The sequence below is a fragment of the Pseudoxanthomonas fibrivorans genome, assembly GCF_041464125.1.
Classification (GTDB): domain Bacteria; phylum Pseudomonadota; class Gammaproteobacteria; order Xanthomonadales; family Xanthomonadaceae; genus Pseudoxanthomonas.
This window is the reverse complement of sequence record NZ_JBGNUG010000001.1, coordinates 126,165-137,701: the sequence shown is the minus strand read 5'-3', so window position 1 is coordinate 137,701 and position 11,537 is coordinate 126,165. Positions and strand designations below refer to the sequence as shown.

The 11,537-nt window shown below is 73.0% G+C and carries 7 protein-coding genes; 2 read left to right on the top strand and 5 right to left on the bottom strand.

The window, feature by feature from the left end; genetic code table 11:
* Nucleotides 1-66: 66 nt before the first annotated feature.
* On the bottom strand, nt 67-1,776 hold the full coding sequence (locus ACA089_RS00685) for an amidohydrolase (protein ID WP_372012461.1): 1,710 nt from the start codon (nt 1,774-1,776) through the stop codon (nt 67-69).
* Between the two features lie 344 nt (nt 1,777-2,120).
* A complete protein-coding gene (locus ACA089_RS00680; protein ID WP_372012459.1) occupies nt 2,121-2,555 on the bottom strand; it encodes an OsmC family protein in 435 nt (144 codons plus the stop codon).
* 595 nt (nt 2,556-3,150) lie between these two features.
* Between ACA089_RS00680 and fusA the strand changes: the two genes are divergently transcribed.
* Nucleotides 3,151-5,211 (top strand): elongation factor G, encoded by a 2,061-nt coding sequence (gene fusA, locus ACA089_RS00675; protein ID WP_372012456.1) that lies wholly within the window; start codon nt 3,151-3,153, stop codon nt 5,209-5,211.
* A 111-nt stretch (nt 5,212-5,322) separates the two neighbouring features.
* On the opposite strand, the gene ACA089_RS00670 is transcribed toward fusA, so the two are convergent.
* Complete coding sequence (locus ACA089_RS00670; protein WP_372012454.1) at nt 5,323-6,486, bottom strand: DMT family transporter; 1,164 nt, start codon at nt 6,484-6,486, stop codon at nt 5,323-5,325.
* Nucleotides 6,483-7,259, bottom strand: coding sequence for an N-formylglutamate deformylase (hutG, locus tag ACA089_RS00665; protein WP_372017573.1), 777 nt, complete (start codon nt 7,257-7,259; stop codon nt 6,483-6,485). Before hutG ends, ACA089_RS00670 begins: the two co-directional genes overlap by 4 nt.
* Nucleotides 7,260-7,723: 464 nt before the next feature.
* Here hutG and ACA089_RS00660 point away from each other — a divergent pair, with 464 nt between their 5' ends.
* Entirely contained in the window at nt 7,724-10,105 is a 2,382-nt protein-coding gene (locus tag ACA089_RS00660; protein WP_372012452.1) for an arylsulfatase, read from the top strand.
* Nucleotides 10,106-10,147: 42 nt separating this feature from the next.
* Here the strand turns inward: ACA089_RS00660 and gorA are convergent, their stop codons facing one another.
* Nucleotides 10,148-11,530 (bottom strand): glutathione-disulfide reductase, encoded by a 1,383-nt coding sequence (gene gorA / locus ACA089_RS00655; protein ID WP_372012449.1) that lies wholly within the window; start codon nt 11,528-11,530, stop codon nt 10,148-10,150.
* Between the last annotated feature and the right edge of the window lie 7 nt (nt 11,531-11,537).

Genomic DNA, 11,537 nt, shown 5'->3' with positions numbered 1-11,537 from the left:
GCCGGGTGAACGGGAGATGGCCCGGGGGCTGCCTCGTGGGGCCGCGTCTCCGACGGGGCGGGCGCCCTACTTCGCCTCGTACACCGGCTGGCCGTCGACCCAGGTGGCCTTGACCTCCAGCGCGTCCAGCTCGGCGGCCGGGACCGCCAGCGGGTCGCGGTCCAGGACCACGAAGTCGGCGCGCAGGCCGGGGGCCAGGCGGCCGACGTCGGCCTCGTCGTGGCCCGCCCAGGCGGCGGTGGCGGTGAAGCCGCGCAGGGCCTCGGCCGCGGTCAGGCGCTGGCCGGGCAGCCAGCCGCCGGCCGGCTGGCCGTCGCGGTCCTGGCGGGTGACCGCGGCATGCAGGCCCAGGCGCGGGTCGACCTGTTCGACCGGGAAGTCCGAGCCCAGCGCCAGCGGCACGCCCAGGTCGAGGAAGCGGCGCCAGGCGTAGGCGCCTTCGAGCCGGTCGTGGCCGAGGCGGTCCTCGGCCCAGGGCATGTCCGAGGTGGCGTGGGTCGGCTGCATCGAGGCGACCAGGCGCAGCTGGGCGAAGCGCGGGATGTCCTCCGGGTCGACCACCTGGGCGTGCTCGACCCGCCAGCGCGGGTCCGGGCGCACGCCGCTGCCGCCCAGCGCCTGGGCGTAGGTGTCCAGCACCAGCCGGTTGCCGCGGTCGCCGATGGCATGGGTGGCGACCTGCACCCCGCAGTCGCGCGCCTTGACCACGGCCAGCGCGAACGCGGCGGGGTCGGTGACCAGCAGGCCGCGGTTGCCGAGCTCGTCGCTGTAGTCGGCCAGCAGCGCGGCGCCGCGGCTGCCGAGCGCGCCGTCCATGTACAGCTTCACCCCTTCCATCTGCAGGCGGCCGCCGGGGTGGCGGTACAGGCCGTGCGCGCAGAGGTCGGCCAGCGCCTCGCGGTTGCCGTCGGCGTAGGCGTCGATGCGCAGCGGGAGGCGGCCTTCGTCGGCGAAGCGGCGCATCAGCGCCAGGTCCTCGCGCGAGACCCCCATGTCGTGCACGCCGGTCAGGCCGTTGCGCACGGCGGCCTCGACCGCGCGGGTGAGCGCCTGCTCGCGGTAGGCATCGGTCGGCGCAGGCATGGCCTTCTCGACCAGGCGCATGGCGGCGTCGACGAACACGCCGGTGGCCTTGTCGCCATCGCGGACGATGCGGCCCCCGTCGGGCTGCCAGTCGCCGGCCAGCGGCCGCGCGCCATCGAGCGCTTCGGCGGCGCGCAGCGCGGCGCTGTTGGCCCAGCCGGCGTGGCCGTCGATCCGGCTCAGCCAGACCGGGCGGTCGGGGAAGGCCGCGTCGAGGTCGGCGGCGGTCGGGAACTGCTGGCCGGGCCAGCGGTTCTGGTCCCAGCCCCAGCCGACGATCCAGGCGTCGGCCGGCGCGGTGGCGGCGAAGGCCTTCAGCCGCGCGATCACTTCGTCCTTGCTGTTCGCGCCACTGAGGTCGGCGCGCATCAGCGCGTAGCCGAGTTCCATCACGTGGGCGTGGGCGTCGATCAGGCCGGGGACGACGGTGGCGGCGCCGGCATCGACGCGTTTGGCCTTCGGGTAGCGCTTGCGCAGCGCCTGCGCGCTGCCGGTGGCCAGGATCCGGCCCTGCCCGTCCCAGGCGATGGCGGTCACGGTCGGGGCGGCCCGGTCTTCGGTGTGGATGCGCGCGGCGGTGAGGACGGTGACCTGGTCGGCGGAGGGCGCGGCGGGCGCCGTGTCCTGGGCGATGGCAGGCGTGGCGGCCAAGGCCGGGGCCAGGGTCAGGGCGAGTGCGGCGCGCAGGCGCATCGGTGTCTCCGGCAAACGATCAGGGCCGGACTATGCCGGCCCGGCGGCCGCGGCGGCAACGCTGCGGCGCGGCATCCGTGACCGGAATCGCCGCGAGGACCTGGCGAACGCCGGTCGGATGTCGTGGCGCTCGCGGCTGCAGGTGGCTCCTGCCGGCCGCCCGTCGCGACCTGCCGCCGTCGATGGCCGCGCGGCCGGTTGCGGCCCACTTGAGGCCCCCCGCCTCCGGGCGGACGCGGTCGTCGCCTTGGCCGTCGTCACGCGGATCCGACCGCACGACGCCGCACATGGAAACGGCCGCGGGATCGCCGCGGCCGTCGGTGTTGCGGGGGGTGCCGGGGGGCTCAGCCGAGCAGTTCGGCTTCCAGCGAGATCGGCACCGCCGACAGCGCCTTGGACACCGGGCAGTTCTGCTTGGCGTCATCGGCGATCGCGCGGAACCTGGCCTCGTCGATGCCCGGGATCTTCGCCTTCATCTTCAGGCGGATGTGCGACAGGGTCGGGCCGCCTTCCAGCGACAGGTCGACCTCGGCGCGGGTGTCGATCGCCTCGGGGGTGAAGCCGGCTTCGCCGAGCTTGGCCGAGAACGCCATGGTGAAGCAGCCGGCATGCGCCGCGGCGATCAGCTCCTCCGGGTTGGTGCCCTTGACGTCGCCGAAGCGCGAGTTGAAGCCGTACGGCGTGTCGGCCAGCAGGCCGCTCTGCGGGGTGCTGAGCTTGCCCTTGCCGGACTTGAGGTCGCCTTCCCAGTGCGCGGTCGCGTTGCGGGAGATGCCCATGGTCGTTCCTTGGTGGGTGGAGGGGAGCGCCAGCGTAGCGGCGCCGACGTTAGCGGTCCGTTGTAGCGGGCCCGGCGCGGCGCGGCTTGTACCGGGTTGCCCGGCTCGCGTGCGCCACACCGCGCAGGCCTGTTCCGGCCCCTGGCGGCGCCGCGGACCTCGACGCACGCCGATGCGAGGCCTGCCGACGGGAGGCAAGGGAGAAGACGCGGCCGCAGGCCGATCGCGGGGAACACGCCCGGCGGCCCGCCGCGCATGCTCGTTGCGAACCCCAGCCGGTCCGCGGACCCCGAAGCACGCCGATGCGAGGCCTGCCGGCGGGAGGTAAAGGAGGAGGCAGCGGCCGCAGGCCGATGCCGGGGGACACTCCCGTGGGCAGGCCTCGCATCGGCGTGCCGCCGCCACCTCCCCGATATCTGGCGTTGTGCGCCGCAACGCCCCACCCGCGGCGAACGCGCTAAGGTACCCGTCCGCCATGACCGCCCGCCGGGTGCCTGCCCCGGCCTGCCTCATCGATGCGGCACTCCAGGCATGCACGCCCGGCCCGGACAGCCATGACGGCCCTTCGAACCCCAACCCTGGGAGGAACGGCCTCATGCCCTACGCAACCCATGACATCCGCAACGTGGCCCTGGCAGGCCACCCCGGCGCCGGCAAAACAACGCTGTTCGAAGCCCTGCTGCATGCCGGCGGCGCCCTGACCACGGCAGGCACGATCGAACGCGGCACCACGGTGTCGGACTTCGATCCGATGGAAAAGGCGCGCGGCCACTCGATGGACATCGCCATCGCCAGCATCGACCACGCGCCGGACAGCGACCGCAGCTACCACCTCAACTTCATCGACACGCCCGGCTACCCGGAATTCCGCGGCCCGGCGCTGGCCGCGCTGGCGGCGGTGGAAACCGCGGCGATCGTCGTCGACGCCGACACCGGCGTGGAGCACGGCACCCTGCGGCTGATGGAGCGCGCGCGCGAACGCGGCCTGTGCCGGGCGATCATCGTCAACAAGATCGACCACGAGCATGCCGACTGCGTGCGGGTGATGGAGCAGCTGCGCGAGGCCTTCGGCAACGCGGTGCTGCCGCTGAACCTGCCCGCCGACGGCGGCCGCCGCGTGGTCGACTGCTTCGGCAATGCCGAGGGCCATTCCGACCTGGGCCCGGTCGCCGAATGGCACCAGCGCATCCTCGACCAGGTGGTGGAGGTGGACGAGGCGGCGATGGAGCATTACCTGGACAGCGGCGAGGCGGGCATCCCGCCGCAGGAATTGCACGACGCCTTCGAGAAGGCGCTGCGCGAGGACCACCTGGTGCCGGTGTGCTTCGTCTCCGCGCGCAGCGGCGTCGGCGTGCCGGAGCTGCTGCAGGTGGCCGAGCGGCTGTTCCCCGACCCGACCGAGGCCAACCCGCCGCCGCTGTTCAGGCGCAACGGCCACGGCGACGAGCCGCTCGCGGTGGAAGGCAGTGCCGGCGGCCACGTGATCGCCGACGTGTTCAAGATCGTCAACGATCCCTTCGTCGGCAAGCTCGGCGTGTTCCGCGTCTACCAGGGCACGGTACGGCGCGACACCCAGCTGTTCGTCGACGACGGCCGCAAGCCGTTCAAGGTCGGCCACCTGTTCAAGCTGCGCGGGCGCGAGCACGCGGAGATCGACGAGGCCATCCCCGGCGACATCGCCGCGGTGGCCAAGATCGACGACCTGCACTTCGACGCGATGCTGCACGACAGCCACGACGAGGACGGCGTGCGCCTGGCGCCGACCATGTTCCCCAGGCCGATGTTCGGCCTGGCGGTGCAGGCGGCCAGCCGCGGCCAGGAGCAGAAGCTGTCGCAGGCGTTGCAGAAGCTGACCGAGGAGGACCCGGCGTTCCTGGTCGAGCACAACGTCGAGCTCAACGAGACCGTGATCCGCGGCCTGTCGGACCTGCACCTGCGGGTGATGCTGGACCGGCTCAAGGACCGCTTCAGCGTGGACGTGGCCACCCGGCCGCCGCGCATTGCCTACCGCGAGACCGTGTCGACCAGGGCCGATGGCCACCACCGGCACAAGAAGCAGACCGGCGGCGCCGGCCAGTTCGGCGAGGTCAGCCTGCGGATCGAGCCGCTGCCGCGCGGGACCGGCTTCGAGTTCGTCGACGAGGTCAAGGGCGGGACGATCCCGGGGCAGTTCCTGCCGGCGGTGGAGAAAGGCGTGCGCCAGGTGCTGCAGGGCGGCGCGGTCTCCGGGCATCCGCTGCAGGACGTGCGCGTGATCGTCTACGACGGCAAGCACCATCCGGTGGACAGCAAGGAGATCGCGTTCGTCACCGCCGGGCGCAAGGCCTTCCTCGACGCGATCGGCAAGGCGCGGCCGCAGGTGCTCGAACCGATCGTCGACCTGGAGGTCGGCGCGCCGGAGGCGCAGCTGGGCGATGTCACCGGCAGCCTGGCAGCACGGCGCGCGCGGATCACCGGGACCGACAGCGCGCGCGGCGAGATCGTGGTCAAGGCGCAGGTGCCGATGTCGGAGCTCGAGGGCTTCGCTGCCGAACTGAAATCGCTGACCGCCGGCAAGGGCCGCTACGCGCTGGACTTCAGCCACTACGAACCGGTGCCGCCGCCGGTGCAGCAGAAGCTGGTCGAGGCGTACAAGCCGAAACACGAGGAGGACTGAGCGCGAGCCGGGGCCCTGCCCGGCTTCATGCGCCGACGTGGAGCCGGGCGCTGCCCGGCTCCTGCATTCCGCAGGCCCCTGCCTGCCGGCGCGCCCGCCGCGTGCGGCCGGTCAGGCCGCCTTCGCCGGCGCGCGGCTGACCAGCAGCACCCCGCCCAGCACCAGCAGCGTGCCGGCCACCTGCCACGGCCCCATCGGCTCGTCCAGCACCAGCATGCTCAGGACAATGGTGGAGACCGGACCGAGCATGCCGATCTGCGAGGCCGGGCCCGAGCCCAGGCGGGCGATGCCGAGCATCACCAGCAGCACCGGCGCCACCGTGCACAGGGTGCCGTTCACCAGCGACAGCCAGTACACCTCGCGCGGCAAGGCCAGCGCCGACAGCGGCCGCAACAGCAGGAACTGGCCGATGCACAGCACGCTGGCCACGCTGCTGGCGTAGGCGGTCAGCCGCACCGCCCCGACCCGGGCCACCAGCTCGCCGCTGCCAACCAGGTACAGCGCGTAGGACAGCGCGCTGCCGAACACCAGCGCCGCGCCGACCAGGATGCCGTCGCCGCCGGCCTGCAGGTCGTGGCCGAAGGCGAGCGCCACGCCGAAGTAGCTGACGCCCAGCGCGAGCCACTGCGCGCGACGCGGGCGGCGCCCGAACGCGGCCCAGCCGATCAGCAGGACCAGGGTCGGGGTCAGGTACAGGATCAGCCGCTCGAGCGTGGCGCTGATGTACGCCAGCCCGGCGAAGTCGAGGAAGCTGGCCAGGTAGTAGCCGAGCACCCCGAGCCCGACGATGCGCCAGCGCTCCCCGCGCGTGAGCGGCCGCGGGGCGCGCCGCGCCGCCCACCATCCCATCAGCAGGAACAGCGGGAACGCGACCAGCATGCGCAGCGCCAGCAGCGTGACCGCGTCGGCGCCGTAGCGGTAGCCGAGCTTGACGATGATCGCCTTGCCGGAGAACAGGATCGCGCCGACGGCGGCGAAGGCGATGCCGGTGAGGCGACGGCGGGCCAGCGCGGCGTCGCGGGCGGCGTCGGCGACCGGTGCGGCGACGGAGGTCGTCGGTCCGGTGGCCGGCGCGAGGCCCGCTTCGCCGTGATCGGCCAGCACTGGCGCCGGCGCGACCGCCGACGCCGGTGCGTGCCGGCCATCGCTGTCGTCGAGCGCCGCCGCTTCCGGGTCCAGCGCGGCGGCCGCCATTTCGGTGGCGGCGTCGCCGTGGGTCACCGTGCCCTCGCCGGCCGGCCGGCCCGCCGGCACCTCGCGACCGCCCGTGCTCACGCCAGCGCGGCGACCAGCAGCGCGCGGATCACCCGCTGCAGCCGTTCGGCCTTCGCCGGCAGGTATTCGAAGCGGTCCTCGTCCATGTAGGCGTGCTGGGCGATCTCCAGCTGCACCGCCTCCACCCCGATCTGCGGGTCGCCGTAGTGGCGGGTGATGTAGCCGCCCTTGAAGCGGCCGTTGACCACGTGGCTGTAATCGCCCTGCGCCTCGAGCACGGCGGCCAGCCGCTGCTGCAGCGCCGGGGTGCAGCTGGCGCCGGCGGCGGTGCCCAGGTTGAGCTCCGGCAGCGCGCCGTCGAACAGGAACGGCAGCGTGCCGCGGATCGAGTGGCCCTCCCACAGCACCGCGCGGCCGTGCTCGCCGCGGATGCGCTGCAGCTCGGCGTCGAGGGTGTCGTGGTACGGGCGCCACCAGGTGTCCACGCGCGCGGCGATCTCGGCCGCGTCCGGTTCGGCACCGGCCATGTACACCGGCTCGCCGCTGAACTGCACCACCGGGCACAGCCCGGTGGTGTTCTGGCCCGGGTACAGCGAGGTGTCGTCCGGCGGCCGGTTGAGGTCGACCACATAGCGCGAATGGTGCGGCACCAGGATCGACGCACCGAGCTCGCGGGCGACCTCGTACAGGCGGCTGACATGCCAGTCGGTATCGGGCACGCGGCGGGCGCTGTCGGTCAGGCGCGCGGCGATGGCGTCCGGCACCGCGGTGCCGTCGTGCGGCAGGCTGACCAGCAGCGGCGCGGTGCCCTGGTGCAGGGTGTAGATGTCCATCGCGGCATTGTAGTCGAGGCCGCCAGCGCGTCCGTCCGCGCAGCGCCGCGCGACCACCGCCACCGCGGTGGTCACTTGTATTTCACGCGACGGCGGGCGGAGACTGCGGTTCCGCGGGTGCCCGAACCCGCGGTCGCGGCCGGGTGCGCATGCACCGGCCTGCGCGGCTCCGTGCTTGCGTTCGATCCGCCGTCCCCGTTCCGGTCCGCCCGAAGGTGATGCGATGGCTTCATGGACGATCCCCGATCCCCCGATGTGCGCCGGCGCGCCACGCCACGGCCGTGCGCGACAGCGCCGACGAGTCTCGATCGTGCCCGGCCTGCGCCGTGGCCGGCGCGTACGCCCGGTCCGCTGAAGTCCCCGCTGCGCTCCACCTGCGCCGGCGTCCCGGTCCGCGCAGTCCGTCGACATCCCGCCGAAGTCCGGTCGAAATCCCCGCGTTCCGTTGCCTCCAGGAGCTTCCGATGGCCTCCGAGCACCGCCCGTCCCCCGACCTGTCGCGCACGATCCTGCCGATCCCCGACCGCAAGCCGGTCACCCTCACCACCTACACCACGCAGGACCCGGATACCCGCTTCCCGCCGATCCGCCAGCTGCGCCCGCCGGCCGGCGCGCCGAACGTGCTGGTGATCCTGATCGACGATGCCGGCTTCGGGGCGTCCAGTGCCTTCGGCGGGCCCTGCCGCACGCCCACCGCCGAGCGCCTGGCCGGCGAAGGCCTGCGCTACACCCGTTTCCACACCACCGCGCTGTGCTCGCCCACCCGCGCGGCGCTGCTGTCCGGGCGCAACCACCACGCGGTGGGCATGGGCGGGATCACCGAGATCGCGACCTCCGCCCCCGGCTACAACTCGCTGCGCCCGAACACCTGCGCGCCGTTGACCGAGACGCTGCGGCTCAACGGCTACTCGACCGCGCAGTTCGGCAAGTGCCACGAGGTGCCGGTGTTCGAGGCCACGCCGGTGGGCCCGTTCGACCGCTGGCCGACCGGCTCCGGCTTCGAGCGCTTCTACGGCTTCATCGGCGGCGAGACCAGCCAGTACGCGCCGCCGCTGTACGACGGCACCACCCCGGTACAGGCGCCGAAAACCGCCGAGGAGGGCTACCACCTGACCGAGGACCTGGCCGACAGGGCGATCGAATACGTGCGCCAGCAGAAGGCGGTCGCGCCGGACAAGCCGTTCTTCGTCTACTTCGCGCCCGGCGCCACGCATGCGCCGCACCACGTGCCGAAGGAATGGATCGAACGCTACCGGGGCCGCTTCGACCAGGGCTGGGACCGCGTGCGCGAGGAGACCTTCGCCCGGCAGAAGGCACTGGGGGTGATCCCGTCCGACTGCGAGCTGACCCGGCGCCCGGACGAGATCCCCGCATGGGACGCGATGGAGCCCCGCCTGCACCCGGTGCTGGCGCGGCAGATGGAAATCTACGCGGCCTTCCTCGAGCACGCCGACCACCACGCCGGCCGGCTGGTCGACGCGCTCGCCGACCTGGGCGTGCTCGAAGACACGCTGGTCTACTACATCATTGGCGACAACGGCGCGTCGGCCGAAGGCACGCCGACCGGCTGCTTCAGCGAATGGATGGTCAACGAGGGCCCGGACCTCAACACCCCCGAGCTGCTGATCGAACGCATGGACGAACTCGGCGGCCCCACGGCCTACAACCACTACGCGGTGGGCTGGGCGCACGCGATGAACACCCCGTACCAGTGGACCAAGCAGATCGCCTCGCACTGGGGCGGCACCCGCAACGGCACCATCGTGCACTGGCCGCGCGGCTTCGCCGCGCGCAACGAACTGCGCCACCAGTTCCACCACGTCATCGACGTGGCCGCCACCGTGCTCGAGGCCGCCGGCCTGCCCGAGCCGACGATGGTCAACGGCGTGCTGCAGGAGCCGCTGCACGGGGTCAGCATGGCCTACTCCTTCGACGGCGCCGACGCGCCGGAGCGGCGCCCGACCCAGTACTTCGAGATGTTCTGCAACCGCGGCATCTACCACGACGGCTGGACCGCGGTGACACGCCACGGCAGCGTGCCCTGGCAGATGACCGGGCCGCAGCCGCCGATCGGGGACGACGTCTGGGAGCTGTACGACACCCGCACCGACTGGAGCCAGGCGCACGACCTCGCCGCGCAGGAACCGCAGCGGCTGCGCGACCTGCAGCGCCTGTTCGAACTGGAAGCCGGCAAGTACAACGTGTTCCCGCTCGACGACCGCAAGGCCGAGCGCGCCAACCCGGACCTGGCCGGCCGCCCGACCGTGGTACACGGCTCGACCCAGTTGTTCTTCCCGGGCATGCGCCGCGTGCAGGAGAACACCGTGATCAACACCAAGAACAAGAACCACGCGGTCACCGCCGACGTGGTCGTGCCGGGGGCCGGCGCGCGCGGGGTGATCGTGGCCCAGGGCGGCGCGCAGGGCGGCTGGGCGCTGTACGCGCACGCCGGCCGCCTGCGCTACCACTACAACCTGCTCGGGGTGAAGCGGGCCACGGTCGAATCGGACGCGGTCCTGCCCGCCGGCGCGCACCAGCTGCGCATGGAGTTCGCCTACGACGGCGGCGGGCTGGGCAAGGGCGCGGGCATCACGCTCTACTGCGATGGCCAGCCCATCGGCACCGGGCGGGTCGAGCGCACCCACTCGTTCGCCTTCGCCCTGGACGAGACCCTGGAGGTCGGCTGCGACCTCGGCGAGCCGGTCTCGGACGACTACGGCGCGCGCGACAACGCGTTCGACGGCCAGGTCAACTGGGTCCAGATCGACATCGACGCGGCCGCCGCCGATGCCGACCACCTCGTCGGCGCGGAAGAGCGGTTCCGCTTCGCCCTGACCCGGCAGTAGCCGGGACACGTGCCGCGGTCGCGCCGGCGCCGGCGCGGCCGCTCATCGCATCAGCACCACTTCCTCGGCCGAGGTCGGATGGATGGCGACGGTGTCGTCGAGCTGGCGCTTGGTCACGCCCAGCTTCAACGCGACGGCGAAGCCCTGCAGGATCTCGTCGGCGCTCTCGCCGAGCAGGTGGATGCCGACCACCCGCTCCTCCTCGCCCACGCAGACCAGCTTGAACAGGCTGCGCTGCGGCGAGTCGACCAGCGCGGTGAGCATCGGCCGGAAGCGCGAGGTGTAGACCCTGACCGCATCGCCGTGTTCTTCGCGGGCGCGCTCCTCGCTCAGGCCGACCGTGCCCAGCGGCGGATGCGAGAACACCACCGTCGGCACGTTGCGGTAGTCGAGCTTGGCATCGGTTCGGCCGCCGAACAGGCGGTCCATCAGCCGGCGCGCGGCGGCGATCGCCACGGGGGTGAGCTGCAGCTTCGCGGTGACGTCGCCGACGGCGTGGATGCCGGGCACGGAGGTGTCCTCATGGTCGTCGACCACGATCGCGCCGTCCTCGCCCAGTTCCACGCCGAGGGCTTCCAGGCCGATGCCGTCGCTGTTGGGGCGGCGTCCGGTGGCGAACAGCACGCGGTCGAAGGCCTCCGGCGCGGACGCGTCCTCGCCCGGCCCCTTGTGCAGCACGCGCACGCGTTCGCCTTCTTCTTCCAGGGCATGCACCGGCGCCTGCAGGTGCAGGTGTACGCCGTGCTGGCGGATGTCCTCCTGCAGCTGCTGCACGACCTCGCCGTCCATGTCGCCGAGCAGGCGCGGCCCGCGCGCGAACACTTCGACCCGGCTGCCCAGCGCCTGCAGCACGCCGGCCAGCTCCACCGCGACGTAGCCGCCGCCGACGATCGCCACCCGCGCCGGCGCGCCGCACAGCCGGAAGAAGTCGTCCGACAGGCCGCCCAGTTCCGCGCCGGGGATGTCCGGGCGCAGCGGGCGCCCGCCGGTGGCGACCAGCACGTGGCCGGCCTTGATCCGCACGCCGGTGTCGGTCTCGACCGTGTCGGCGGCGACGAGGCGGCCGCGGCACGGCATCCAGGCCACGCCGGCCTTTTCCAGCAGGCCGCGGTAGATGCCGTGGATGTTGCCGATGTAGCGCTGGCGCTGGGCGACCAGCTCCTTCCAGTCCAATGACGGCGGGCGGGTGTCGAACCCCAGGTCCGCCGCCAGCGCGATCTTCGAGGCCAGGCCGGCGGCCAGCCACATCGCCTTCTTCGGCACGCAGCCGCGGTTGACGCAGGTGCCGCCGAACTCGTGCGGCTCCAGCAGCGCCACCCGCGCGCCGTGCGCGGCCGCGCGCAACGCACCGGCCAGCCCGCCCGAACCGCCGCCGAGCACGACCAGGTCGTATTCCACCTGCGGGGTCGCGTCGTTGCGGGCCATGCGGGAT

What these genes read in the sequence shown, in the direction of transcription:
- ACA089_RS00680 (WP_372012459.1), bottom strand. Translation starts at nt 2,555, where the DNA reads ATGGGCATCTCCCGCAACGCGACCGCGCACTGGGAAGGCGACCTCAAG.
- fusA (WP_372012456.1), top strand. Translation starts at nt 3,151, where the DNA reads ATGCCCTACGCAACCCATGACATCCGCAACGTGGCCCTGGCAGGCCAC.
- ACA089_RS00685 (WP_372012461.1), bottom strand. Translation starts at nt 1,776, where the DNA reads ATGCGCCTGCGCGCCGCACTCGCCCTGACCCTGGCCCCGGCCTTGGCC.
- gorA (WP_372012449.1), bottom strand. Translation starts at nt 11,530, where the DNA reads ATGGCCCGCAACGACGCGACCCCGCAGGTGGAATACGACCTGGTCGTG.
- hutG (WP_372017573.1), bottom strand. Translation starts at nt 7,259, where the DNA reads ATGGACATCTACACCCTGCACCAGGGCACCGCGCCGCTGCTGGTCAGC.
- ACA089_RS00660 (WP_372012452.1), top strand. Translation starts at nt 7,724, where the DNA reads ATGGCCTCCGAGCACCGCCCGTCCCCCGACCTGTCGCGCACGATCCTG.